The 26,020-nt window shown below is 36.7% G+C and carries 26 protein-coding genes, 6 pseudogenes and 1 riboswitch; of the genes and pseudogenes, 25 read left to right on the forward strand and 7 right to left on the reverse strand.

The features are described 5' to 3' along the window. Positions 1 to 350 precede the first annotated feature (350 nt). Entirely contained in the window at positions 351 to 914 is a 564-nt protein-coding gene (locus NSQ59_RS05075; RefSeq protein WP_340829817.1) for a hypothetical protein, read from the forward strand. Positions 915 to 1,171: 257 nt separating this feature from the next. Here NSQ59_RS05075 and NSQ59_RS05080 read toward each other — a convergent pair whose 3' ends face one another. Further along, entirely contained in the window at positions 1,172 to 2,944 is a 1,773-nt protein-coding gene (locus NSQ59_RS05080) for an SgrR family transcriptional regulator (RefSeq protein WP_340829819.1), read from the reverse strand. Positions 2,945 to 3,080: 136 nt separating this feature from the next. Between NSQ59_RS05080 and NSQ59_RS05085 the strand changes: the two genes are divergently transcribed. From NSQ59_RS05085 to NSQ59_RS27895, 10 genes and pseudogenes are all read left to right on the forward strand, one after another. Continuing rightward, a complete protein-coding gene (locus tag NSQ59_RS05085; RefSeq protein ID WP_340829821.1) occupies positions 3,081 to 4,073 on the forward strand; it encodes an aldo/keto reductase in 993 nt (330 codons plus the stop codon). Between the two features lie 254 nt (positions 4,074 to 4,327). Then, a complete protein-coding gene (locus NSQ59_RS05090; RefSeq protein WP_055738443.1) occupies positions 4,328 to 4,723 on the forward strand; it encodes a VOC family protein in 396 nt (131 codons plus the stop codon). A gap of 246 nt (positions 4,724 to 4,969) precedes the next feature. Beyond that, on the forward strand, positions 4,970 to 5,377 hold the full coding sequence (locus NSQ59_RS05095) for a hypothetical protein (RefSeq protein ID WP_340829824.1): 408 nt from the start codon (positions 4,970 to 4,972) through the stop codon (positions 5,375 to 5,377). Positions 5,378 to 5,618: 241 nt separating this feature from the next. After that, positions 5,619 to 6,649 (forward strand): annotated as a pseudogene (locus tag NSQ59_RS05100) (IS1595 family transposase). 30 nt (positions 6,650 to 6,679) lie between these two features. Continuing rightward, positions 6,680 to 7,318, forward strand: coding sequence for a DUF3885 domain-containing protein (locus tag NSQ59_RS05105; RefSeq protein ID WP_340829827.1), 639 nt, complete (start codon positions 6,680 to 6,682; stop codon positions 7,316 to 7,318). A 278-nt stretch (positions 7,319 to 7,596) separates the two neighbouring features. Beyond that, positions 7,597 to 8,076, forward strand: a complete 480-nt coding sequence (locus NSQ59_RS05110; protein WP_340829829.1) for a GyrI-like domain-containing protein — start codon at positions 7,597 to 7,599, stop codon at positions 8,074 to 8,076. 22 nt (positions 8,077 to 8,098) lie between these two features. After that, a complete protein-coding gene (locus NSQ59_RS05115) occupies positions 8,099 to 8,563 on the forward strand; it encodes a phage tail protein (RefSeq protein WP_340833138.1) in 465 nt (154 codons plus the stop codon). Between the two features lie 251 nt (positions 8,564 to 8,814). Next, positions 8,815 to 9,204: pseudogene (locus NSQ59_RS05120) on the forward strand (DoxX family protein); the annotation flags it as partial. A gap of 445 nt (positions 9,205 to 9,649) precedes the next feature. After that, complete coding sequence (locus NSQ59_RS05125) at positions 9,650 to 10,360, forward strand: GNAT family N-acetyltransferase (RefSeq protein WP_340829831.1); 711 nt, start codon at positions 9,650 to 9,652, stop codon at positions 10,358 to 10,360. Between the two features lie 18 nt (positions 10,361 to 10,378). Beyond that, positions 10,379 to 10,668, forward strand: a pseudogene (locus NSQ59_RS27895) (hypothetical protein). Positions 10,669 to 10,808: 140 nt separating this feature from the next. Here NSQ59_RS27895 and NSQ59_RS05135 read toward each other — a convergent pair. Further along, a complete protein-coding gene (locus NSQ59_RS05135; RefSeq protein ID WP_055738449.1) occupies positions 10,809 to 11,534 on the reverse strand; it encodes a MurR/RpiR family transcriptional regulator in 726 nt (241 codons plus the stop codon). A gap of 205 nt (positions 11,535 to 11,739) precedes the next feature. Between NSQ59_RS05135 and NSQ59_RS05140 the strand changes: the two genes are divergently transcribed. From NSQ59_RS05140 to pdxR, 5 genes and pseudogenes are all read left to right on the forward strand, one after another. Then, positions 11,740 to 12,537, forward strand: coding sequence for an HAD family hydrolase (locus NSQ59_RS05140; protein ID WP_340829838.1), 798 nt, complete (start codon positions 11,740 to 11,742; stop codon positions 12,535 to 12,537). An 11-nt stretch (positions 12,538 to 12,548) separates the two neighbouring features. Beyond that, positions 12,549 to 12,851: pseudogene (locus tag NSQ59_RS05145) on the forward strand (Tn3 family transposase); the annotation flags it as partial. Between the two features lie 91 nt (positions 12,852 to 12,942). After that, on the forward strand, positions 12,943 to 13,200 hold the full coding sequence (locus tag NSQ59_RS05150) for a hypothetical protein (protein ID WP_340829840.1): 258 nt from the start codon (positions 12,943 to 12,945) through the stop codon (positions 13,198 to 13,200). 482 nt (positions 13,201 to 13,682) lie between these two features. Then, positions 13,683 to 14,915: an MFS transporter gene (locus NSQ59_RS05155; RefSeq protein WP_340829842.1), complete on the forward strand. Its 1,233-nt coding sequence runs from the start codon at positions 13,683 to 13,685 to the stop codon at positions 14,913 to 14,915. Then, complete coding sequence (gene pdxR, locus NSQ59_RS05160; RefSeq protein ID WP_340829843.1) at positions 14,908 to 16,317, forward strand: MocR-like pyridoxine biosynthesis transcription factor PdxR; 1,410 nt, start codon at positions 14,908 to 14,910, stop codon at positions 16,315 to 16,317. Before NSQ59_RS05155 ends, pdxR begins: the two co-directional genes overlap by 8 nt. Before the next feature lie 148 nt (positions 16,318 to 16,465). On the opposite strand, the pseudogene NSQ59_RS05165 reads toward pdxR, so the two are convergent. After that, a pseudogene (locus NSQ59_RS05165) lies at positions 16,466 to 16,999 on the reverse strand (aminotransferase class I/II-fold pyridoxal phosphate-dependent enzyme); the annotation flags it as partial. 92 nt (positions 17,000 to 17,091) lie between these two features. On the opposite strand from NSQ59_RS05165, the gene NSQ59_RS05170 reads away from it, so the two are divergent. Next, positions 17,092 to 17,364 (forward strand): DUF2277 domain-containing protein, encoded by a 273-nt coding sequence (locus tag NSQ59_RS05170; protein WP_340829846.1) that lies wholly within the window; start codon positions 17,092 to 17,094, stop codon positions 17,362 to 17,364. A 96-nt stretch (positions 17,365 to 17,460) separates the two neighbouring features. On the opposite strand, the pseudogene NSQ59_RS05175 reads toward NSQ59_RS05170, so the two are convergent. Then, a pseudogene (locus NSQ59_RS05175) lies at positions 17,461 to 17,931 on the reverse strand (EamA family transporter); the annotation flags it as partial. 15 nt (positions 17,932 to 17,946) lie between these two features. On the opposite strand from NSQ59_RS05175, the gene NSQ59_RS05180 reads away from it, so the two are divergent. Both NSQ59_RS05180 and NSQ59_RS05185 read left to right on the forward strand, forming a co-directional pair. After that, a complete protein-coding gene (locus tag NSQ59_RS05180) occupies positions 17,947 to 18,483 on the forward strand; it encodes an ABC-2 transporter permease (protein ID WP_340829847.1) in 537 nt (178 codons plus the stop codon). Continuing rightward, positions 18,483 to 18,857, forward strand: a complete 375-nt coding sequence (locus tag NSQ59_RS05185; protein WP_340829849.1) for a GntR family transcriptional regulator — start codon at positions 18,483 to 18,485, stop codon at positions 18,855 to 18,857. The genes NSQ59_RS05180 and NSQ59_RS05185 overlap by 1 nt, the downstream gene beginning before the upstream one ends. Positions 18,858 to 19,121: 264 nt before the next feature. On the opposite strand, the gene NSQ59_RS05190 is transcribed toward NSQ59_RS05185, so the two are convergent. After that, complete coding sequence (locus NSQ59_RS05190) at positions 19,122 to 19,436, reverse strand: DMT family transporter (protein ID WP_055738458.1); 315 nt, start codon at positions 19,434 to 19,436, stop codon at positions 19,122 to 19,124. Continuing rightward, on the reverse strand, positions 19,436 to 19,777 hold the full coding sequence (locus tag NSQ59_RS05195) for a DMT family transporter (protein ID WP_340829851.1): 342 nt from the start codon (positions 19,775 to 19,777) through the stop codon (positions 19,436 to 19,438). The genes NSQ59_RS05190 and NSQ59_RS05195 overlap by 1 nt, the downstream gene beginning before the upstream one ends. 67 nt (positions 19,778 to 19,844) lie before the next feature. Then, positions 19,845 to 19,941: riboswitch (guanidine-I (ykkC/yxkD leader) on the reverse strand. Between the two features lie 250 nt (positions 19,942 to 20,191). Here NSQ59_RS05195 and NSQ59_RS05200 point away from each other — a divergent pair. The 4 genes from NSQ59_RS05200 to NSQ59_RS05215 all read left to right on the forward strand — a co-directional run bounded on the left by NSQ59_RS05200 (position 20,192) and on the right by NSQ59_RS05215 (position 23,485). Further along, a complete protein-coding gene (locus NSQ59_RS05200; protein ID WP_340829853.1) occupies positions 20,192 to 20,449 on the forward strand; it encodes a hypothetical protein in 258 nt (85 codons plus the stop codon). A 312-nt stretch (positions 20,450 to 20,761) separates the two neighbouring features. Continuing rightward, positions 20,762 to 21,421: a TetR/AcrR family transcriptional regulator gene (locus tag NSQ59_RS05205; protein WP_126648795.1), complete on the forward strand. Its 660-nt coding sequence runs from the start codon at positions 20,762 to 20,764 to the stop codon at positions 21,419 to 21,421. After that, on the forward strand, positions 21,422 to 22,120 hold the full coding sequence (locus NSQ59_RS05210) for a YqeB family protein (protein ID WP_055738462.1): 699 nt from the start codon (positions 21,422 to 21,424) through the stop codon (positions 22,118 to 22,120). It abuts the gene before it with no gap. A 423-nt stretch (positions 22,121 to 22,543) separates the two neighbouring features. Next, positions 22,544 to 23,485, forward strand: coding sequence for an NAD-dependent epimerase/dehydratase family protein (locus NSQ59_RS05215; protein WP_340829859.1), 942 nt, complete (start codon positions 22,544 to 22,546; stop codon positions 23,483 to 23,485). A gap of 107 nt (positions 23,486 to 23,592) precedes the next feature. On the opposite strand, the gene NSQ59_RS05220 is transcribed toward NSQ59_RS05215, so the two are convergent. Next, positions 23,593 to 24,186 carry a TetR/AcrR family transcriptional regulator gene (locus NSQ59_RS05220; RefSeq protein ID WP_340829860.1) on the reverse strand — a complete coding sequence of 198 codons (594 nt, stop codon included), beginning with the start codon at positions 24,184 to 24,186 and terminating at the stop codon, positions 23,593 to 23,595. Positions 24,187 to 24,314: 128 nt separating this feature from the next. On the opposite strand from NSQ59_RS05220, the gene NSQ59_RS05225 reads away from it, so the two are divergent. Beyond that, the gene (locus NSQ59_RS05225; protein ID WP_437177108.1) at positions 24,315 to 24,851 is read left to right on the forward strand and encodes a hypothetical protein; all 537 of its coding nucleotides are present in this window, start codon (positions 24,315 to 24,317) and stop codon (positions 24,849 to 24,851) included. 466 nt (positions 24,852 to 25,317) lie between these two features. After that, positions 25,318 to 25,689 carry a DUF4430 domain-containing protein gene (locus NSQ59_RS05230; protein WP_126648799.1) on the forward strand — a complete coding sequence of 124 codons (372 nt, stop codon included), beginning with the start codon at positions 25,318 to 25,320 and terminating at the stop codon, positions 25,687 to 25,689. The last annotated feature ends 331 nt before the right edge of the window (positions 25,690 to 26,020 follow it).

Here is a 26,020-nt window from a genome sequence, read left to right on the forward strand (position 1 = left end):
AAATAAGGGGAGGTTTTCCGGTTATCTTATCCAAATCCTTGGATTTTGTCCTATTTTAGAGAAGTTAATCGGAATATTTCCGCTTATATCTGCTTCTTAAGCCTCCCTTATATGCATTAGCCGGAAATTCTCCGCCTATGAATTCTCATACCTAAACGAAAATCAACAATGAAAAATAATAGAGCCTTTTATTAATAAGCAACCGCGGCAGGTTTGTTGAAGAAGGGAAATAGATGGGGAACTAGTGGGAAAGCTCAAATACATCGAAATAACTATTATATAAAACAGGACATTTGTTAGTATATGGTAAAATATATATATATAAAATGATTATTAAAGGAGGCTAATTGTTGAGAAAAATTTTGGTGATGTCCGTAATTTTAGTTTTTGCTTTAGTGGGTTGTAGTTCAAGCAATATGTCGAATGATAACATTAAGGCAAACAAGGAAAAAAGCAAATCCAAGGTTTCAATCAATAATAATACCACCACTAAGACTAGCCATAATAAATCGAATGGGGCATCCAAGCTGCCTCTTAGAAAAGATGGGAAATGGGTTCAACTGGGAGCAAGATTATATTATCTACAAGGAACTGTTAAAGGGATTAAAAAGAATAGAGACGGAAAAAAAGTATTAAATTTACTTGTAGAGAAAGCATTTCAAAATTCAGCATCTGGAGCGAAAAACCCATACAAAATCGGAAAAATATACTCCTTTATTATAAAAACAATGCCTTCTATGTCTATGGATCTGAATCAAAAAAGGGTAATTATTTACGGAGGGCAAGTGACCTCAAACGACCAAGATAATTTTATCGGTGCCAAAGTGGTTTATTTTCAATCAAAGAACAAATTTGTTGATTTTAAAGGTAAACCTGCTATTATTCCGCCAAAAGATTATCCTTATGAATTTTAACTCATTGGAATACGTGTAATATGGGGGCCTTGAACTGATAATCTTTTAAAGATTAAAAGGTCTTATTCAACTAAACGGGGTTTTAGTTGAACAATCATATCTTTTAAAAAGTAACCCTTTTAGGCTTGAATATGGTATTGTACCAAACCCAAGCCTAGGATTTTAATTACAATTTAATAGATTGGTAAACTATTGTTCGTAAAAATTTCTAAAGTATCATCAATTTCTTCTGTGATTTCCACGTCCCTGGCTCAGTGTTATCCCTGCATGTCTTTCCTAATCCATAACTTTGAAAAATTGATCCACCCAAAAGAATCAAATGATACGCCATTGAGTGCAGGGTGATACCGAGAAATCTTATTCATGTGATAGCCAAATAAAAGCCATTCCTCATCCAGAATTTTCTGTTCAACTTTATCAATAATTTTATCTCGCTCCTCCGCGGAAGGTGTTTGAACAAACTGGAGAAGCAATTCATCCAGCCACGAATGTTGCTTATCACTCAAAAATCTTCGCAAGAAGCTCGATTCATTCTGAAACAAATTGAGATAACCCCACTCCGTATCATCTTCAAGCGATTCACAAATGATCAGCAAATCGGCTTCTTCATCCGCATTTGTTAAATAGTAATTATCAAAGGAAATGGGGTGTAGGGTTATAGTCAATCCGGCAGCTTCACAGCGCTGTTGCAGCCACCGGGCATCATCTACGAATTCCTTTTTGTCCAAATAATACAGTTTTAATGTTTCGCCGGAATACCCGCTTTCCCTAAGATAGTTCTTTGCCAAGTCAATCGGTGACCGCTCATAGTCGGCCTGTTTACTTTTAACGGGCAAAAAGCTGTTCGCCGGGGAGATGCGATTCTCTGCCAATTCTTCGATGATCGATAACCGATCAAAAATTAGTCTCATCGCTTTTCGAAAATATCGGTTGTGATGGATTCCTTTTTTTCTGAAATTGAATACCACAAATTGACTGCCATCCATTAAATATTCAATTTCGGCTGCCTTTTTCTCTCCTTGCCCGCTCCAATCGGGAAGCTGATAAAGATCATCCTGGATGTCTTCAGGAACAAACCACAACTCAACCCGGTCAAGCAACGCCCGCTCTCGAAAATAATCCTCATATGCCTCCAGGACAAGCACTTGATTTGTAAATTCAGTCATTCGAAACGGCCCTGTTCCAATGATGCCACTTGAAGAGAAAGTGACGTCATGAGGAAGGACGTACATATAGAAGGAACTGAGAAAATGGAGAAACAATAAATTAGGCTGCCGTAAATGAAAGGTTATGATAAAGTCTGATGGTATTTCAACATGGATCACTTCTTCATACTGCCACCGTGACGGAGATTGCAATTCCTGAAGTCTTTGAAATGTATATAATACATCCTTGGATGTCAGAAGCTTTCCGTTATGAAAGCGGACCCCTTTTCGCAAATAAAACGTCCACTGGCTCCCATCGTCATTGCTTTCCCATGAATGTGCAAGTCCCGGTATGAATGTTTTTTCCTTTGGGTTGAACACCAGCAATGTGTCACATATTTGTTGAAGCAAAAAGGCTTCTGTCGAGGTGGATACAAATGCTGGGTCCAGAGAGTCCGGTTTACGTCTCATGGTGACCCTTAACACATCGACTGTAGTGGCATTAGCGCGTTCCACCTGAAATCCAAATCGGTTCTCAAGGAAACGGTGGAGCTTGTGACGTAAAGGCAGGGGAAGATCTTTAAGGTAGAGGATGTTCATGGCTTCTTTTATTTTATCTTTCACCAATAAATCCTGAAAGTGCCCGACTGCTACTTCATTAAAATCCCTTAAAGGCGTCATCTGTGAGGGATGTCCTCGACCAACCCCGCCTCGCCACTGAATATATCCGTCCTCTGCTAATTTGCGCAATATCAGTTTGACATTTCGTGGGGTGCAGTACAGAACATTCGCCAATTCGCCGATGGTGACTGAAATAGTCTCGCCTTTTTTCGGAAGTGTCGGCAGTGATAACAATATGCTTAAATACTGTTCGGAGGATATCATCTTTTCCCCCTCCTTTTTAAAAAAGGTGAAATTTCTGATTAAATCCTACCCTTTTTATTCCTCTTTTACAATATAAAATTATAACTATGTTAGGAAAAGGGAAAGCGCTTTTGAACTATTAAAGGAGGAAAATGATATGAAATATAGAAAATTAGGTAATAGTGGACTGCTTGTATCGGAATTGTGTTTAGGTACGATGATGTTTGGAGATCCAGCCAGCGAAGAGGAATCGATTCGAATGGTGCATCATTTTCTGGATGCAGGCGGTAACTTCATCGACACGGCGGATGTTTATGGTAATGCTGAAACAATTGTCGGTAAGGCCATTCAAGGACGAAGGTCGGAGGTCATTCTTGCAACCAAGGCTGGATTGAGCACAGGCAGTAGCCCTAATGATAGAGGCAATTCCAGAAAGCACATTTTAGACTCCGTTGATGCAAGTCTTAAACGGTTGAATACCGATTATATTGACTTATATCAGTTGCATGTCTGGGATCAATTGACACCGATTGAAGAAACGTTAAGGACTTTGGATGATCTCGTTGCGTCCGGCAAAGTCAGATACATTGGATGCAGCAATTATCTCGCATGGCAACTGATGAAATCACTTGCATACAGTGATGCGAAAAATTATATCCGATTCATTTCCATCCAACAACAATATAGTTTAGTGAATCGAGAGATGGATCGTGAACACATATCACTATGCCTCGATGAAAATGTTGGTATTATCGCATGGGGTCCACTGGGCGGAGGTTTACTAACGGGCAAATACAGTTCTCTGGACAAGCCTGATTTCGGCCGGTTCTCATTGGAGTTAAATGGCGAATTTGCTATCAATAACAAGTTTACTCCGAGAAATTTCAAAATTGTAGAAGCGGTAAATGACATTGCGCGTCAAACGGAAAAATTTCCTTCACAAGTGGCATTAAATTGGTTGTTGGGTAAAGAGGGAATCACATCCCCAATCGTTGGCGCAAGCTCCCTTTCTCAACTCGAACAGAATATGGGTGCCGTTGGTTGGGCGTTAACCAAGGAACAGTGGGAGCATTTGGATCACGTCAGCCGTCTGCCCGATGAATATCCGACACGCATGCAAGAAAGATTTAGTCGGACTTCTAACAGTTAATTAAAATAACCAGGTCCCAGGGAACACTAACCATGCTCAAAAGGGTTAAGGATGATGTCCATGGATAGTAAAGAGGATAAGATCGAAGGACGGATTCTCATAAGAACTTAGAATATTGGTTATGAGCGCTTATTTAGAGGACCAACTCAAGAAGTAAAAAATTTTAAAAATAAATTTTTTCCTTGTCGATTTCATCAATATATATTCGTTGTATTGATAGAAAGGCAATTTTAAATAGAAAGGTTGTTAAAAATATGGGAGCACAATTAAACGCTTATTTGATGTCGGAGGATGCAAGGAATCAAGCTAATTTTTATGTAGAGTCACTTGGAGGAGAAATTCAATCACTTAGAACATTTAGTGAGGCTCCAGGTACACCGGAGGCGATGAAGGATAAAGTCATGCATCTTGCTTTGACGGTAGCTGGAAGCAATATGCTGATGATCTCCGATTCTTTTGTACCGGTATCCGGCAGCCGAAGTATCAGTCTTGCTTTGACCTACGATAATGAATCTGAAGCAAGAGAGGCTTATACCAAGCTTAGTGAGGGGGGAGAAGCCAAGTATCCTTTTGCTTTACAGCCATGGGGCGCATACTATGGAGAAGTTGTAGATAAATTCGGTGTTACATGGATGATTACTAAACCGTAAAGTAGCAAGTTAATAAATTATACTGTTCTACTACCATTTGGATATAGATACTTAATGAAGTGAATATATATTGAAAAGGAAAAGAATACCTTATCCTCGGTAAATAGATTATGAAAGTGTTGTGTAACAGTAGGGTTATTTCATTATTTCGTTAAGAGTTAGATTGTTGAATAAAACCGAGCGTTTTAGGACGGAAGTTGAATTTAGATTTATGCATGGTATTTGATTTAAAAAGGAGGTCGTTCAATGGCAGTAAAAATTGCACGATGGATCATGTTGTTTTGTGCTTTGAGTGCAATCATTGCTTTCATCAGCGGTTTTGAAAATGTTGTCGCAGCCTCAACTAATCAAAAGATTGTTGAACTGTGGAGATTGCTTGGGTTTATTGTCTTTGCAGGTATTTTTACATTATTAGCTTTTAACCCGACCCGTTATGTTGGAATATGGGAACTGGTAATATTTCATAAACTTGCCATGGCGGTCTCTGCTTTAGTTCTTATGAAAGACAATGCCGAAGGGGCAGGATTTATTGGATTGATTGATGGCAGCCTGGCTGTCCTGACAATCATTGCTTATTTTTTATCTAAAGGATATGCATCTTGGGGATTTTTCAAAAAAAGGGTGGAGTTATCGAACAACATAGGTGCAAAATGATTAACTTTTATAAAGTGCTATTTTGCTCAATCTTTTTTCAAAATGGCTTCTTTTAGATTTACGAGATATTTTGGATCAACATTATTTCAAAGCAACAAAAATATAAGCTTTTTAAATCTGCTGCCATAATAGGCAGTTTTTTTATTTAATTGCTCTGTTAAAGATAAATGTTGATATTTGATGATTGTCCAAAACCTTGATATAATCAACATAAGAACAAACGTTCGAGAATAGATTTGAAATGGACAAAGCGTTTAGTAACTTGTTAAGTATATCGACAAATTACCCCATACTAAAAAAGAACGAATATATCAATGGGTTAAACGCTATGTTGACCCTACCTCTTCTGTCGGTGGTCGGCTAATTAACGAAATGCGGGAAACTCGTTTTAAAGATGGGTTTGAGTGTCCACATTGTTCTTCTGAACACGTTGTTCGGTTCGGCAAGGTAAAAGGTCGTCAACGCTATCGTTGTAAAAGTTGCCGTAAAACTTTTACCGATACTACTAATACTGTCCTTTATCGCACCAGAAAAGGTGATGAATGGATTACATTTGTGGATTGTATGTTCAAAGGTTATTCCTTGCGAAAATCGCCTGAAATTGTAGAGGTTACTTGGGTTACGCTTTTTTACTGGCGACATAAACTGCTATCCGCATTGAAACAAATGGATTTTGACCATTTTGAGGGTATCGTTGAAGTTGACGAGACCTATTTCTTTTACTCGCAAAAAGGGCAACGTGGCATTACAGAACGGAAGCCTCGTAAACGTGGAGGAAAATCCAAACACAGAGGAATCAGCCACGAACAAGTTTGCGTTCTTGTCGCAAGAGACCGTACAAAAGCAACTGTCTCCAAAGTTTCTTGCATGGGTCGTATTGTGAAGCCAAAAGTTGAAAAAATCATTGGTTCTAAACTATCATCCGACAATGTGCTTGTAACTAATGCTTGGAGAGCCTACAAAACCTATGCGAAAGAAAAAGGATTGGAGAATTACCGAATTAAGTCAGATGATGGAAAGTACGTTATTAAAGGCTTATATCATATTCAAAACGTGAACAGCTTTCATTCTCGAATGAAAAAATTGCTTGACCGTTTTAAAGGTGTCGCTACAAAATATCTCGACAATTACCTTGCTGGGTTCTTGTTTATAGATATTCGTAGTAACGAAAGCACAAAGCAACACATTAAAGAACTTCTGCTAACATCATTTGTATTTGAAATGACAGAGACTTATGATAGTTTACGTCAGTCCAAATTTCAGGTCAGTTGAGCCGATAAATAGTAACTATGAGGTGTTGAAATGCAGTTAAATGACTTTATGCACGAAAATTACCCCAATTTAGAGCTTAAACCACCTTTATTTTATAGTTGGGATATTGGGATTCGTTTTGAACTTGGTGTAGAGTGGAAAAGAGAATATGATTATCCAAACAACCCATATGTATTGGGGTGTTATAAGAGGGCAATTACTTTATTTGAATCCCTACATTCTCCAACTGAGGATATTTTTGTCGTGATGGATGTCAATGATTTTGATAAAGGGAAAAACCTTAAACATCAGTTAAATAATTTTCCTAAATATGTAAATAAATCAATGCAATTTAAATTGAAACATCAAGCATTGCCTTATATTTTTCCAGAAGATGATGAAGAAGGCACATACAAAACTCACAGATTTACTCTAAAATGCAAAACATCAGATTTTAAATATGTTCCGTTGTTAAAGGCAATCTGTAATCAAGACTTGGGTTTGAAACCGAGAATTTTTCACAGAGTTTACTTCATCAATATCAATAGGAAAACTATCTTTCACGTTTACGATGACAGAGGTTGTGATTTATTGGCAACTTCCCCCGCTACAATAAAAGATATTTATAATAAACACAATGATTGGATTTTAGACTATGACAGACCTGAAATTGATAAGGTATTTAATTGAATTATTTAAGGGAAACGCCCTAAACAAGCGTCTCCCATTTTTTTATGGAAAAATCACCATTAAAATTTAACAGAGCCTATTTAATAAAAAGATTGCGTTGATCAAAGATGAAGGGACCCAAAAAGTTAGACACAAGGTTACGGCGAGTTACAGGATATGCTTTTTTCATAAGGCTCCTAAACAGTATCATTTTTTGACATGATTAAAGGTTATGATATAACCATCAAGTGAAGGAGAAAAGTCATTTGATAAATTAAAAAAAGAGGAAGGTTTTGAATATGACAAATTATACATTAGAAGAAAAAGACAGCTTTACCATTTTAGGTATTGGAATGGAGCTTAAGAGCCATTACACAGATTATGCAGGCATAAATAAGGAAAAGGCAGACTTTTGGCAGACCGTCAGCCAAGATGGAACACTAGACACTTTAAAAGCCGTAGCAACAAATGACTACATTTTTGCTGTGAACGAGGCGGTGAATAACAAGATGATGCATTATGCTGGCGTTATGACAGAGGAATCATTACCAGAAGCATCGAGAATTATCCAGTTTCCTAAGGGGGAATACTTAGTTGTGAAAGGGGAAGGGAACACAGCAGATGAGTTAAGTAATAAGCTTGCTGGAATTGCCTTTGGTCAAGTCTTGCCGGAAGCAAAGGATTTTGCCTATGTTGGCGGGCCAAATACAACGGTGGAGATGGGGCAGAGAAACGGCTTAGTATATGGTGAAATGTGGATTCCTGTTGTGAGGAAATAAAATGATAAAAGGAGAGACGGAATTGTCCTATATTGTTGATTTTAAAAATGTGTCTACGGTTGGTTTAGAGACTTCACCTGTAGCAGAAGCGCTTGCTGGTTTACGAGCTAATGAAGCCCGTTACTTTATGAACAAATACAAGCATGAATTCACGGTTGTGCCAGCTAACGAAAGTCAGGAGACCCTTGATTATGTGAACCGAATTTTGAAAGAAGAACGTGATATTGAGTTTGCGGCAAAACCTTTAGAAACGTCACGTTTTCAAGTAGAAAATATAAAAATAGCCTATGTCTTTTATGAGGATGGTCTTTCGGTCAACGTTATGTATACGGTGGATGACCCTAAGAAGCGAGCTGTTGGTTTTAAGCTTTCTGAGGGGATGGAGGTACCGAAGGAGTTAGACGGGAAGTTTAAGTTTGCTAGGCAGAAGTCAAAACTAGCTGGAACCATTCGGGGATCGTATTTTGTGATTAAAGGAGAATATTAAATCCAGAGTGCCTTTTCATCATTGAAATTAGTGAAAGCTATTTTCTCGCTAGGTAAAAAATAGCTTTCACTAGCTTGCAAACGCAATGGATGCAGTGATTTTCGTTGGTTACTTTTTTTGCTAACTTGTCAAATATCTAAAAAAATAGATAAACAGGATACTATTTGTTGTCAAATGGAAGAATAGCTTTTCAAGCATGTGAAGAATTGTAAGAACAGATGGTAATTCATTTTTAAATTAATGATTAAAGGATGGGATCAAGGATGAAAACAAAAGGGAAAAAGATTGCTTACTGGACAGTCACCTCACTACTTGTATTTGCTATTTTGTTAAGTGGTATCGGGCAACTCATGCAATATGGAGGAAACGTGGAGTTAGTGACGAATATTGGTTACCCATTATACATCTTGACTATTCTCGGGATATGGAAAGTACTCGGAGCCATCGCACTTGTAGTGCCAGGCTTTCCACGGCTGAAAGAATGGGTTCACGCTGGAATCTTCTTTTTAATGACTGGTGCGGCTTTATCTCATGTGTTTGCTCATGATTATGGTGATTATGGGTTTAATATTATTCTTCCGCTTTCATATGCTGCACTCAACATCGCTTCATGGGTACTAAGACCGCAAAGCCGAATCTTAGGGAGTTTGCTTCTAAATACTGAAAAACATGCAAAAAGACAAAGTCTAGTCTTCAAAAGAATCAATGCATCTGAGTAATATAGATTTACACTTGAGTTAATATGTTATCGACACTGCATCTTAGAAATATTATGAATCTATTTAATTACGACATAAGTAAATAGATATAGATTTTTTTAAAAGGTTTATGTTATTAATCCCCGAACGAGCAGTTTAGTGAGAAGAAGGGAAATTAAGGTTTTTAGAGAAATATTTATAAACGACTACTTTGAACAATGGAACATCATATTAACAATCAAATTTTAATTAAAAATAACGACTAAAAATTTATTCAATAAACAGCGGCTAGAACTGCAATCGACTATGTTTGCAGCTCTTTTTCTATTTGGCTAAAGGGAAAATTTAGTTTAACAAAGAATAAGCTTGAAGATGTTGGCACATCAAAGTGATATGGAGGTATTTTATGCTTTCTGATTATGAATTAATGGAACTCCAAGTAAACGTTCTGTTTAACCACGATGAATTCGGTGGGATGACATGGATTAACGAACCTGGAACTAAGAGTGCACCTCGAATCTTCCTCGGCATCACAAACCAAGGTACTGTCGAAAGATATCATCAGGCACTTCATGAAGATGTTAAAGACGAGTTAAAACGGATTGTTGCAAAATCCCCATGGGTGGATGCGCCTAATAGAGTAAACTTGGCTGAAATTATTAACGCTTTAAGTAAAGATAGACCAATAGAGAATGTCTATACAGGACCTGCATATATATTCCCTGACTTGAGAGGAGCTTCTACGCAAGCAGTAAGGATTACGCATGAAAATATCGGATTATTAGGACATCATTTTCCTGACTACTTCGATGACGTCGAAAATGGGCAGCCAATGTTCGCAGTTGTCCAAAATCAAGTTGCAGTATCATTGTGTTGCAGCGCAAGACAAACTTCAGATGCTGCTGAAGCGAGTTTGCATACTGCTCAGAATTTTCGTGGGAAGGGGTACGCCTTGGAGGTTTGTACTGCGTGGGCTGCCGAGGTGCAAAGTCAGGGACGAATTGCTCTTTATAGTACAGCTTGGAATAATCTTTCATCTCAAACTGTTGCGAGAAAACTACGTCTAAGGCAGTATGGCGTAGATTTACATTTCAGCTGATAAAAAAGGGGAGATGATATGTTAAAATCAAAGGTCATTATTATAACAATACCAATGTTATTCCTATTATCTATCTTTATAGTTTAAAAAAAGATGTGATTTTTTAAGAAGGAAACCCCATTCCGTTAGCTGTAGCTATGTCTAAAATGATTTTTCAAAATAAAGAAATAGATGAGGTAAAAGGAACAGAGGAAGTAAATGGGATTTACGGATATTTAGTAAACGGGTGGCGTTTTATAGAAAAAAACGAGATTTCAAATGCTTTAGTATTTAAAAAAGGGAATGAATATGGAAAAGAGTGGATATAAGAAATTAAGTAAATAATAGCATTAAGCCTAGAAGAAGGTTTGATGCTATTTTGTAATCGGTGAAAATGCAGATTCAAATCTTATTGCAGTTGTGGAACTTTTTCTTCTAGGCAAAAGCGTTTTTCATTCTGAATGGTAAGTTATTGTTTAAGTTTATGTATTTCACGGCCCATAGATTCCAGAATATAGACAACAGGTACTTGTGTAGTAATATTTGCTCCTTCATTAAATTCCTCGGTTACAAAATAGGGAATATTAATATCGGAGATTTTTGCAATGGTAGAAAGTTTATTGTTGGTAATACTAATAATTTTACTTCCCTTTTGTTTAAGTTGGTTAAGATGTGTCACTGTAAAACTGTTTTCTCCTGATACAGACAATGCAATGGTGACACTATTAAACATAAGTTTAGATTGAATAGGAAAGAGAGGATCTTTAATATACATCGAAAATTTCCCTAAGCTAGAAAAATACCTTGCTCCATATTCCGCGAGAATACCAGAACTGCCGATTCCAATAAAAATGACATTATCTGCTTTGGCAACCTGAATTGCCGCATCCTTAATTTTTTCGTTTATATCCCCTTTTAAGGTCCGCTCAAAGAATTCAACGAGTGAATGTTGAGCACTTTTTATTATCTGCTTTTTATTCTCGCCCAAATGCATTTTCAGTTTTATTTTAAATTCAGAAAAACCTTCGCAATTTACTTTTTTACAAAAACGTAATATTGTTGCTGTCGATACATGGGTCTCATCTGCTAATTCACGAATTCGCATATAAGCTACTTTATCGCTGTTTTGACAAATAAAATGGTATATTGAAGTTTCTAACTCATTGAAAGAACTAATCACTTCGCTTGAAAACATAGTATGTCCATTCTCCTTGTATCTAGAAGATTATTAACCTCATTTTAACACAATTCACACTAAGTTACATGCCGTTACATTTTTGTAACAGGTGACTTCCTTTGGTATTAAAAACAGCATGCTCTAAGAGTATTTTCCGACTTTCCTAATCCAGTTATAGTATAGATAATCGTTATAGATTTTTTAACATTGGGGGGAGAATCTCATGATTAAATTAGTGTTAACGGATATGGACGGAACTTTCTTGAAAAACAGCGGTGACTTTAATAGGGATTTATACAAGGAGGTTAAAAAGATAATGACTGAAAAAGGAGTTGCTTTTGCTCCAGTTACTGGCAAGCAATGTGAACGAGTAGAAGAGTTATTTGGTGACGATGCCAATGATTTATGGATTTTAGGTGATAGTGCAGCTCGAATCAAGCATAACGGAGAATTCGTCTATGAATCTCTGCTAAGTAATAAGTTAGGACTCGAAATTATCCGTTTACTTGAGGAAATAAGCTTGGAACATACTATTATTGCATGTACTAGAAATGGTGCAGTAATAAAAGATACTATCCCTCAAGAGGAAGCAGCTATTGTCAGGATGTCTTATGCTCAAGTAAGGCAAGTTTCTGATTTTAATGAAATAGTAGGTGACTTTGTTAAGATTACTATTCATGATCCTTCGTTTCATTGTTTTGAAACCAGAGAAAAATTATCTCCGTTTTTTGAATCTGCTTATATTGTTGCTTCGGATGCTGCTTGGATTGATATAGCGAATGCCAATGTTCATAAAGGTACTACGGTTGAACACCTACAGCGTTTATTAAATATTACTTCTGAGGAAACAATGGTATTCGGTGATGGCTATAACGATTTAGAGCTAATGGCTTGCGGTAAATTCAGTTTTGCTGTCCGAAATGCAGTGCAAGAATTAAAAGATGCAGCAAATTTTATTACCCGTTCAAATGAGGAAGACGCTGTATTAAAAACGATTATTAGTATGTTATCACTACAATAAAGTGATCATGAGTGGGGGGATCGGCAAGAGCCATTTTCTTTGGAAAACAAGGTGAGCTTAGGGAACGAACCATACAGCATCAATTGCAAAGGGCCAGTGCCTTAAACATTATCATTAATGCCATCAGTATATGGAATACCTTACATCTAACAAAGGCAGTTGAATATCAAAAACAGGCTGGTAGTTTTAATGAAGAATTATTGCACCATATGTGGCCTCTAGGTTGGGAACATATTAATTAGCTAGGAGAATACCATTTTAATCCCGAGAAAATAGTCTCATTAGATTCTTTAAGACCATTGAAATTTTCTTAACGTTGTTAAAAAAGGGGGAATCGTCCCGAAAATGTGCTTAGCGTTGTAAATCCGCATTTTCCTGACGGTACCCCTATAGGAGTTTTTTTATTTGATTCATTATCAAAGGATATTGGAATTACATCATGACAACATCAGTCTGAGAGGCATCGCCGCAAGTACGGGTAACTCTCGCCCAAAGGTAACGGAGGTCATTGAGAAAGCAAATGTGAAGGGTTTAGAGTGTCCCTTGGAGGATGAAATGACGGATAAATGGATTGAAGAATTTCTCTTTCCAGTAATGAGAATGGCAGTACTGCCAATGAACACATCAGCCAAGATAAGTGCAGTACGCGGCCGTAATCTCTGAAGCATGAGAAGAATTAGACCTAGTACAGCATAAAGTCTTAAGATATCGCTATGGAAAAAAGTAAAGCATGCACGGTTCCAAGAATAAATAGTCCGATCATCCTGCGAATAATACGTGGGGCGAACCGCACCCATCTACTAACCACTGATTCCATCTGCAGCGTGAAGCTGTATCCAAACAAAAACGAAAATAGCAAATAAAATTTAGTATTGATAAACAATGTCTAAATCCAAGTTATGGCATGATAGTCCAGTTGTGAAAGCAGGGTTTTCTACTCCAATAAACAATAAACCGAGGCAAATAGACTCATATTGACTTACTAGTATCCCAAACAGTGCTAAATCACTAACTGCATCGATATCAATTGGAAAAAAAAAATTTCAAGTAAACATTGGAATCTGACCCGGTAAAAAAATCAAAAAGTGAACCGCTTCTCGGTGTTCAACTTTATTTAAAGTGGATATGAAGAGAGGAAGGGTTAGATGAAGGATACTGGCTATAAAGAATTGCTTAAATATCATAATTATTTATTTGTATTGGTTCTAAACATGTTGTCGGGATTTGGTTTCGTTATATTTCAAGTTGTACTTTATTGGCTAGCATATAAAATGTCAGATTCGACTTTACAAGCTGCCATTGTCGTTCAAAGTAGTGCGGTTCCGTATTTATTGTTTGGTCTCATTGGGGGTGTGTATGCGGATAACTGGAACAAGAAAAAAATTATTATTTGGAATCAAGTTGGCACTGGATTCATTTTATTTACCATTCTTATTTCTTATATGCTTCATATTGAATCTATTTGGTATATAGCAGTAGCATCGTTTCTAATCGTTGCGTTTCGCTGCTTCTACAGCCCTGCGATCAGAAGTCTTGTATCAATCACACTGCCAGAGTCGTTATGGCTAAAAGGGAATTCTATTTTTCAATTAATTCTTCAGTTATCAAGGTCGCTAGCCCCTGTTATTGGGGGTATTTTAATAGTATCTTTTTCAATGGAATGGATATTCTTTTTCATTTGCATTTTATCTCTCATCCCACTCATATTTGTGATATCTTTGAAAGTAGAGCGGGAGAAAAACTCTAAAAAAATTCGTGTTTTAAAGGAATTGCAAGAGATGTTCACGTTATTACAGACAAAAAGAATGATGTTTCTGTCTATTGTCTCATTTGGCGTTGTATTGCTATTTTTTACTGGTATGGAACGTCTCGGACTCCCTATTATTTCCGACCAACAGTGGCAAATGGGAGCGAAAGGATTTTCGTTGATTCTGACACTTTTTGCGGCTGGAAATGCAACTGGAGCTATTCTATTAGGAAAATTGGAAATAAAATCGAATTATCCGCAATTTATCATGGTTGGTTGCATCCTATGGGGATTTGGCTTAATGGGTGTCGGACTTTCACCAACCATTTTGATTGCAGCAATTATCGCATTATTCACTGGAGTAGCGGAAGCCTTTATAGACCTTCCCATGGTGTTAATGATTCAGAAATATACACCCGAAGAACAGCTGGGAAAAGTGTTTAGTGCATTATCAACAATCGCTTTTATTGGCGAAGCGGGAGCTAGCCTATTGGCAGCGTTTATGATTGATTGGACGGGAATTCATTTTAGTTTTGTGATCATGGCTATTTCGATATTGCTCATATGCAGCCTTTCTCTATTTTTTATGCTCATTATTCGAAAGGAGAAAGTAGGAGAAAAACATGAATGAGTTGTTCATAACTATAAATCGTAATTCTCGAGAGCCTTTATACGTTCAAATTTACAAAGGCATCAAAAAAGAAATTATAGAAGGAAACATACTAACGAATACGTCACTGCCTTCTATTAGAAAAATGTCAGAGCAATTGCAGGTTAATAAGACCACACTTGAAGCAGCGTATGACCAGCTTATTATAGAAGGGTTAATTGAAAGCAAGCCACGAAGCGGACATTACGTCAAAGAGATAGATATAGGGTATTTTAATACACATGAAGGCAATGAAGTCTTAACAGTAGAAAAAAAGGTTGAGAGTAATTATAAATATGATTTTAATATAGATCATGTCGATGTAGAAAATTTTCCAATATCAACGTGGAAAAGACTAACAAATGAAGTCTTGAGTTATGGAACGAATCATATTTTTAATACAGGAAATCCACAAGGTGAGCTTGGGTTAAGAAGGGAAATTGCATCGTATGTCAGGAATTCAAGAGGGGTTCGTTGTTCTGAGGAGCAAATTATTATTGGGTCACATTCGCAAATTTTACTTTGGATGATTTGCAATCTTATTGGTCTTCGCGGAAAGACGGTTGCAGTTGGCGAGCCAGGATATCCTCACGCTACCAATATCTTTGAAAGCTTTGAATGCAACATTGCACCTACTGTCATTGAAGGTGATGGGATGAATGAAGAAGATTTGAAAAGGTCAGGAGCAAGTCTTGTATTCACTTCGCCTTCTTTTCAATTCCCGTTTGGCAACATTATGAAAATTCAAAAGCGGATTCATTTACTTAAATGGGCAGTTCAGCACAACGCTTATATCGTTGAAGACGATTACTTGTCAGAGTATCGGTACTCAGGCGAGTTAATCCCTTCTTTGCAAAATTTGGATCAACACGAACGTGTCATTTATATGGGCACCTTCCATGGCACAATACTGCCAGCCATAAATATAGGTTATATCGTTTTGCCAAAGCATTTACTTGCAAAATATCATCATAGTCAATTTGAATTACAGCAAACAACATCGAGAATCGCACAAAAAACACTTGAATTATTCATGAGGGACGGGCACTGGGAACAACATCGATTCCGGATGAAAGAAATATATAAGAAAAAATACAAAGTTACCTTAAAAACGATTAAAAAGTGTTTCAAAGAAAAAGCGATTGTGCTAAATGGCCAAACGGGTCTACATATTGTGATGCAGGTAATCATAAATCAAAGTGAGCAAGTTTTACTTCAAAAGGCAAGGGATGCGAACATTCACCTAGATAGCTTAAGTGATTATTGGTACAGAAAAGAGAACAACCCATTTAAGCATCCCGTCTTTTTAATTGGTTTTGGAGGAATGTCGATTGATCAAATCGAAAAGGGGATCTCGGTTCTTTACAACACCTGGTTCAATTAGAAAGGGTGCCTGTCACTCCTCGAATTTTCTTGTTTCACAAGATTGTTCCACAGATTGGGGTCCCGTTTTAAAAAAATCGTACGCTAAGTACCTGATCTCATAAAAAAGTCGATTTCCTTTACGTTCAGGATCAATCGACTTTTATTTTTTAAGTATTACCCTTATTTATTGCTTGAAACAGTCTAGTTATACCTTCTTCAATTTCGTCATTGTTTAGATGTCCATAACCCAAAATAATTTGATTGGGATATTTTCCCTTTTCAATTGCATGTTCTTCAACTGGATAAATTTTAACTCCAAATTGTTCAATTTCTTCAAGTAATTCTTTTGAAAAATGTTGTGCCTTAAATTCAACCATGAGGTGTAAGCCTGTGGAGTCACCCAAAATATTGATCTTATTCGAAAATGTTGTTTTTAAACAATTGATAAGAAAATCTCTCCGGCATTTATAAGTCTTCTTCATTCTTGAAATATGCCGTTTCAAATGGCCTTCCTTTATAAAACGTGCAAGGATAAGCTGATCTAAAGAAGGCGTATGCAGATCCGAAAACCATTTTAGCTTCCGGCACTGTTCAATGAGCTGTATAGGTAGAATCAAATATCCCATTCTGAGAGCGGGTGATAAGATTTTGCTGAATGAACCAATGTATAATACACGTTCAGGGTCCAATCCCTGTAATGAAATTTCTCAAGATGAACCAATCATTTCCGAAATAGTCTTGTAAAGTATTATTGGAAAAAAGAGCGTTTAATAAAAACAAAAAGGAGTAAGTTATGTGCCGAAACATTCGAACATTATTTAATTTTGACCCACCAGCTACCGATGAAGAGATTCGCGCAGCATCTCTTCAGTATGTAAGAAAGATAACGGGTTATAACAAGCCCTCAAAGGCGAACGAGGAGGCGTTTAATCGTGCAGTTAATGAGATTGCAATGGTTAGTAGAGATCTATTGAACTCACTGGTAACCAATACCGAGCCACGCAATCGTGAGGTCGAAGCTGAGCGTGCTCGTATCAGAGCAGCTAAAAGGTATGGAACAAATTAGAGGACTAAAGAATAGAAAAAGGGAAAGCTTTTTTGAATTTTTCATTATCCCGCAATCGGGCGATTTTCTTTAGTAAGAAGCCCCTCTTTAGCAAAACTAGCTAATTCGGAGGGGCTTTTCATTTTTAGAAAATTGATTAGTCTTTGAAGAAGAACTTTTATTAAAAGCCAACAAGAAAATCATGATAATGATACAAGTTGTACCAATCCATTGGAACATTCCAAAAGGTTCTTTTAACCAAAAGACTGTTGTTAGAACAGCTGCAAGTGGCGGCACAGAGAGTTGTGAGAAAGACCCGTTGGTTAATAGGAAAAAGCAGCCAATTAATGCAAGCGAAACAGTCAACAAATCTTTTCGTGTTAGAACAGATTGTCTGCTTAATATTAAGTAAACAATAATCATTACCGGTGCCAAATATTGTAATAGCGTTGCCACTGCTGCATTTCCATTTTTGATGGATGCCATGTAGGGATACTGAACCCCAAGCATACCAACTAAGCCAAAGATAATTAGTTGAAGAGCTGCTCTTCTATTTTTCCAGACCCCTAATATCTGAGAACGGTCTTTTCTTTTATCGTCCCTATGTATTTTTATTGGGTCACGATACCGAATGTGTTTGGCGCATATAAAGCTCAGAACGATTTGATATTTACCACTATGATGCCTGTAACGAAGAAAGACATTGTGAGGGCAAGGGTCACCGTTATTGTCATCCTGGAATTATTGCATATTGTGATTGCCATGATCTTTGGTATGATAACACTTCGCTTATACCCCAATATGCACTACCATTTCTTTGCGCCTCACATGGGTTTTTGGGGATTAGTTTTCATTATGTTAGCAATCTTCAACATCCTCTTTATATCCATGTATTATAAGACTTCATATACATTTGGGAAAGCAACGCTTGTATCGATAACAGCCGCTATGCTTTTTGCCGTAGCTGCACAATGGCTCGGAATCCAGAATTCTTTTGTATCCGACATTTTCAATGGCAGCGGTGCTGACAATGTGGTGCTTCAAACATCCATAATGATTGTAGGAATCTTGATATTTATTGCCTTCACAGTAATTGGTTATCAAATTGCGGTCAAACGATTCCTCAAAGTGGAGATATAATGAACGTAGCGATTTCGAATTCATCTGAAAAACCGATTTATCAGCAGCTGTTCGAACAAATCAGTGCCCAAATTCTCAAAGGCGAGTTAGAAGGCGGCTACTGCTTACCACCAATTCGACAAGCAGCTAAAGAACTTCGTGTCAGTATCATTACCGTTAAGAAAGCTTGGGAAGAGCTCGAACGATGCGGTTTGATAAACACCATTACCGGTAAAGGGTGCTTTGTAGCCGAATTCTCATCCGATGAGATGCTGCGAATACGCAACGAAATGGTCTTGAAGCAAATGGTTAACGACATCTCCTACTATAAATCCTTTGGTCTCACAATAGAAGAGGTTATGGAGCTACTGAAAAAGGCTTATACAGTTAAATAAGACGCTATAGTCGAAATAAGTTTTTTACTTGGTGGGAGGGAGTTGAGTGGCCAACCATATTTGTTCTTGCTCTCCTCTCACGATCTGCACTTTCATATCTAGAACTATATAAAAAAGGTTCCTTCATCAAGGAACCTTTTTGGTGCTATTTTTATTAATTGTTTTACAATAATAAGCATCTATTGAACAGAATAAAATCTACAATTCTATTTGTGATGTTAAAAATAACCTTTTAATTTTCTTCTCTCCCGATAAGAAATCCATTTATGAGACTAGCTTTAAACCAATGGCTGATCCTAAAACCATTGCAATAAAAATGATTCTTTTCCAATTTTTTGACTCACCATAAAAAATCATTCCTAATATTGCTCCACCAGATGCACCAATTCCAGTCCAAATGGCATATGCAGTACCCATTGGTAAAGTTTTCATTGCAAATGCCAAAAAAAGAAAACTTGCTCCAAATCCAAGAATTAGCAGTATGAATGCTTTCCAATTACGATCTCTATGCAACTTATTTATCATGGTAACTCCAAACATTTCAAATAAACCAGCCGCAATTAAAGAAATCCACGCCATTAAGAATCAACTCCTTTTTCAACCTTGTCACTCGTAACTAATTTCAATCCAATTACCCCTGCTAATAAAACCAAAATCAATATGATTTTTGCTGGCTTAAATGGTTCTCCAAAGAAAACAATATCCGAAAAAACAGTTCCCGCAGTACCTAATCCCACAAAAACGGCATAAACAGTTCCCACGGGAAGTTTCCTTCCGGCCATGATCATGGCATAAAAACTGATGATAATGGAAATAACTGTTTCGCTCCATGTCCAAAAGTCATACGCATGTTTTAATCCAATAACCCAAAAAACCTCAAAAAATGCAGCAACCAATACTTTAACCCAGTTTTTGTTCATATAAAAAGCACCTCCAATGTTATTTTTAGCAAAAAACAAAAAAGCCCAGGAGACAACTGTAAACAGTATCTCCCAGGCTTTTATCCCTCCGTGACACAGCAATGCTGTGAGTTTTCTCTCGGACCAGACCAACTCTGAGTTGCGGAACCCTAGAAAACTTTTAAATATACAATTAACTATAATATTACACAGATTGCAAACAACTTCAATACCAAAAAATCACTTTGAAAATAAAGGTGATGTTCTTTCAATAGCAAACAAAGGCTAAAAAAAGAGTGATAAAATGAGGAATAATATATAAAGCTGAACTGTTTAGCTTCACAATTGATTATGAAATAAAGAGCACTTCTGAAGTGTACATATATAAATGAAAAAATAAAATAGGATTAGAGAGTAATAATAGAGGTGATTACGGTGTTTCAAGAGTCAGAGGTAATAAGATTAGATTATACAACAATAGCAGATCTTGATTTCGTTTGCAACTTAGAAAACAAAGAGGAAAATGCTTCATTCATCATTCCATGGTCAAGGGCATATAAAAAGCAGGGGTTTCATGTTGAGGGTACTTTAAGAGAATGCATCTGGAATGGAAAAGCTTATGAGTCCCTTACTGTGATGTCTATATTGAGAAGGGAATATGAATCATCTAGAACTTTTTTATTGACATGTTGATACGCAGTTCGAAAGAATATGTGGAGAGAGCAAATGGCCTTGCGAAGGGGTCACATTAAATTGGATGTAGGGAGTGAAAAACCGGCCGAGTCCCATAACAAAGACACTGCGTATCAACCTTTTTCTTGTACTAACATGGCGGGACAGCTTAATAAGGATAAAATGGCCCCGAGATTGTGATTTAACTTTCAAAGAAACTGGAAAATATTATGAACATAATGAATTGACTTCAAATTTTTTTATGATAAAATTTGATTGATTAATCAAATAAAAAAATGGTCATTCAATCAATTTTCTTTAGGAGTGATTTTATTGAAGAAAGATAACAATGAGGAAAGAAAGCAATCGTTTATCGCTGAAGCAAGACGTGAACAAATTATTGATGCAGCGATTCATACACTTGATGAAATCGGTTATGTAAAAGCTAGCCTTGCTCAGATTGCTAAGAAGGCAAGAATAAGTACAGGACTTATTTCTTACCACTTTTCCGATAAAAACGATTTGATGAACCAATTACTAATCAAACTTATAGAAAGGTCTAGTTCCTATATCTTGGAAAGGGTAAATAAAGAAGATACTCCAAGAAATAAACTCAATGCATTTATTTCAGCAAGTTTGGCTTATCAAGGAACCCATCACGAACATAACATAGCATTATTAGAAATTGTTTTTAATGCAAGAACACCTGATAACATTCCGTACTATAAGCTTAGTGATGAGGAAGAAGACCCAGTCATGCATGAACTTCAACAAATACTGCGTGATGGTCAGAAACAAGGAGTCTTTGGGGATTTTAATGTAGATGTTATGTGTAATCTGATTCAAGGTGCAATTGGAGAGTATATGCTTAACACTGCGATCACAAAGAAGGTTGATCTGGAAACATATAGTAGTGAACTCGTAAATATTGTTGAGAAGGCCGTCCTTAACACTGAGAAAAAGGAAACCTTAAACAAAGGGAGCGTGAACTAGATGACGAATTCGTCAACTAGTCCAAAAACAGTCATCGGATTTTCTGCAACTACAGGATTCGTCCTGTATGCAGGGTTTGGAGCACTAGGGCTTTTACTGGGCTATTTCTTACCGCGAATAGCAACGTGGGCTTTAAAACTTCCATGGGTGCCGTTTGAGGGGCCATTGAAACTAATCCATTCATTTAATGGTTTCTGGGTGGATATGATTATAGCACTTGTAGGCTTAATAGTAGGGCTAGTGATTGCCTCAATCGCAGTGAAGGAGATTCTTGTTGTCACGATAAGCGATGAAGCAGTGCAACTCGATAAAGATGGACACAAACAGACAATCGGACAAAAAGAGATTGACATTGTTTTCTTAGATGGAAAACAACTGGTGATCCTCGGGAAATCAGGATATGAACTTGCACGGGAAAAAATTGATGAATCCCCTAAAAAAGTCGTTGATAGCTTCAAGAAACATGGTTACTCCTGGTCATCTGAGGGGGATCCGTTTAATGATGAGTATAGAAGATGGGTGGAGGATACGCCCGATATGTCACCAACTGCCAATGCTTTACTAAGGGCGAGAGAAATTGCAATGCAAAAAAGGGACGTTAAAGATATAAAAGACCTTCGAAATGAATTAATAAAACTTGGGTATATCGTACGTGATGAAGAAACGAAGCAATACTGGCGAAAAGTAAAAAAGATATAAGAATGGTTATTGGCTATTCCACATACAGACGCTTTAGTTGAAGAAAGGGCTGCTTCGCGGCTCTTTTTTGTTTTAATCTTTGCAGAATCGTATTCAGGGTGTTTCATCATAAAATAATAGTCATTCAGTAAATACATGTGAACAGAATGAAAGAGGACTCCAACGGTTATTAAGGGCGGCACCCCTACTATAACCGTTCCCAAATCTCCTATCTTTGCGAAAAGAACCAATATATCCCCTTAAGTAAGATAGAAAAATATCTTGAAAACCGGTAAATCTCCCTTTATGATTAAAATAAACTGATTTATCAATTTAATCTTATAATATAGAAAATAATGAAATGCTGGTTCGGTATGGGTAACATTTTTGACGTTTATATAATCTCTTTACACAGAGAAATCAACCATTTTTAGAGGTGAGAAGATGAATGTATTGATAATTGGCGGTACACGATTTTTAGGTCCTTATGTGACGAAACAGTTGGTGGAATTGGGACATAATGTAACGATTTTTCATCGTGGCCAAACAAATTGTACATTACCAGATTCAGTGAATGAGATTATCGGAGACCGCAATAACTTGAAAGACCTGCGTCAACAAATTCAGCATCTTTCCATCGATGTGTTGGTTGATATGTTCCCATATTCGGAACAGGATGCGATTGATGTCATAGCATCTTTTTCAGATGTTACCAAAAGATTCGTTGCTTTAAGCAGTGTTGATGTTTATCAGGCATATGGCAGATTGATTGGTATTGAAAAGGGTGAATTTACGACAGATATCATGACAGAGGAATCTCCCGTTCGGACTGTTATTTATCCATACAGAAGTATTTCAAAGGAAGATGATTGGCAATATCACTATGATAAGATCCTAGTGGAACAGCAGTTTATGAGGAATACTTCTGTACCATCGACGGTATTGAGACTGCCTATGATATATGGCCCTAATGACCGTCAATTCCGTTTATCCCAGTATTTAAAGACAATGAAAACTAGCAATGAAATAACCTTACATTCAACGGAAGCAAAGTGGAGAACATCACGCGGATTTGTTGAAAATGTAGCCCATGCCATTACACTGGCCATTGTTGATCCTAAGGCTGCAAACCAAATTTATAATGTTGCTGAAGATTTTGCGTTTACTGAATTAGAATGGGTAAAAACGATTAAGGAGCACTACAAATGGGACGGTCAAATCATTGTTGACGAAGCTGCAGTTGTTTTGGATGGCTTCAATCCGGAACAGCATCTGGTCATCAGTTCAAAGAAAATTCGAGATGAGCTTGGATATAAGGAAATCGTTCCTTTTGAAGAGGGAATTCAGCAAACAATTAGCTGGGAATTAGCGAATGCACCAGAATAATTATTTTATCTTCTTACTTTTACTAATACTAAAGATTTGGCTGCTACAATGCAGCCTTTTATTAGTCGTTTTAAACCGCAGGAAATGCCTGTGGTTTAAAACGACTTTTAAATCTCATCAATACAGATTGAATTTAAATGATAAACAAATAACTGATAGATTCGATCCTTTTCTAACCTATCAGGGTCTAATAATGCATGCATAGCGGTACCATCAACCAACGAATATAATCTTTCAATTTCAAGTTCTGTATTAAGGTTTTTCCGCAATAGTTTCTCTTGGTCCATATAGTGTATTAAATTACGGAGACCATGATAAATTCCGTCATATTGTGCATCAAAAACATCTTTTTTATGTCTAATATAACCTACAAACGTAAACCATACTTCCATTTCCGCCATCTTTTCAGAGTCAGTTGGGACAAACTCCAGTAGGATTTGTAAAATTTTTTCTTTTGGAGGCAATTCTTTCAGGGCAATTTTTTTAATTCGTTCTGTTACTCTTTCAATAACAAGATTCATAGCATATTCCAGTAACTCATCCTGAGTAGAAAAATAATGACGCAAAGCACCTAATGAGAGACCAGCCTCGTTTGCTATATTCCTAACTGTTGCTCCTTCCATTCCCTGTTTTAGAATGACTCTCCATGAAGCTTCTGCAATTTGTTTTTTTCTTAAATCATGATCAACTATTTTAGGCATAACCCTATTTTAACACAAATATTAGTTTAAATAATACAATTGTATTATTTAAACGGGAGTGGTATACTTTCCTTAAATAATACGGATGTATTAAAAAAAGGGGTGTTTTTTTGAGCATTGTTGGTTGGATGATTGTCTTTTGTGAAATTGCGTTTTGGGTTGTCATTATTTTAGGGTTGGTGGCTCGATATATCTTCAAGCAAAAACGGTTAGGAATGATTCTTTTAGCACTGACTCCGTTAGTTGATGTAATTTTATTAATTACAGCAGGAATTGATTTATACCGAGGTGAAGCCGCGACCAAAGCACATGCAATTGCTGCTGTTTATATAGGTGTATCCATTGCATTCGGTAAAAGTATGATTGGGTGGGCAGATCAACGCTTTCAATATTATGTAACAAAACAAGGGGAAAAACCTAGAAAACGTTACGGAATCGAATACTCAAAGCACTACTTTAAAGGTTGGATCAGACATCTTGTAGCTTATATAATCGGTGTCGGAATATTAGCTGGATTGATCTTTTGGATCAATGATACATCAAGAACAGAAGCGTTAAGCGGAATAGCAAAAATTTGGTCGCTGGTTTTAGGGATAGATCTGCTGATTGCGATTACTTATTTTATTTGGCCCCCAAAGGAAAAGGGGATTTCATCGGGAAGTTAATGGGTGAAGGAGTAAGGGGACAGTCTCTTTGTTCTTGAACAAAACTAGAAAAACAATAAAAAATCAATAAGGATACCATCAGGAAAAGACGGATTTACAACTGTAAACCCATTTTTCTGCTTTGTGTTTCTACTGACACTATTAATCGCTAAATTTTGGGTTATATCTAAAACCATATTCAACGGGGCAGTTAGTTAAATAAGGCTAAATGCCTCGGAAGAATCGTAGAAGTAGGGAATCCACGAAACTCTAAACTCTATTATCCAATCCTTAAGGGTACTATACTAAATTGTGGAATATCCAAGGATGCTTTCATAATAATTTTTAACTGCATATATCCGGCAAACAAATTTGTTTAGTAAATTCTATATATATTTGAAATTACACCTAACAACTTGTTAGGTGTTTTTATTGACATAATTAGATGACATTAGGAAAAAATAAGAAAAAATGAGGAGGATATATTATGTACAAACTTGCTTTTGCACTCCCCTTTTTGTTTGCTTTATTGCTTGTAAATCCAGCATATGCAGTTGAAGTAACTGGCGTTGTTCAGATTATGGATCAAAACAATAAAGTTATAGTAAAGAAAAATATAACATTTGAAGAGGGAGACAATATATACGACATAACCAAGAACAACTTTGATGTGACGGAAACTAACGGTATGATTACAGGAATCAATGGATTGGTTGAAAAACCTACAGAAAACATCCATTGGGCTGCATTTATTGATGGTAAATTTGTTGAAATTTCACCAGACGATGTAGGACTTTACGCAAATAATATTTTAACATGGGCGTTAAGGGATCTCGATAAACAAGAGATAATGAAATAAACAGAACTGCTCATTTTTACACGAAAAATACCTACTGAAGATAAGTATGCAGCCTTTCAAGATCCCTTTGGAAATGTATTCGAGATTGCGGAACATACATCTATCGAACTAACGGGCATTCCTTAAATAAGGGATGCTTTTTTTCTGTGAAAATAAAATGGGCGAGCACTGGCAAAGGGTTTTGAATAGATACGACACATGTGCAATTTAAATTGGCGAACATGAGATTTGGGGCTTGTAAACGTGATTTTTTAGAAAAAAGACAACACTAAATAGAGGGTAGGATCTCTACTTTTTTTAAAAGATCATAACCTTGAGGAGTATTGTATTG

The organism is Margalitia sp. FSL K6-0131, assembly GCF_038008735.1.
Taxonomy (GTDB): Bacteria; Bacillota; Bacilli; order Bacillales; family Bacillaceae_C; genus Margalitia; species Margalitia shackletonii.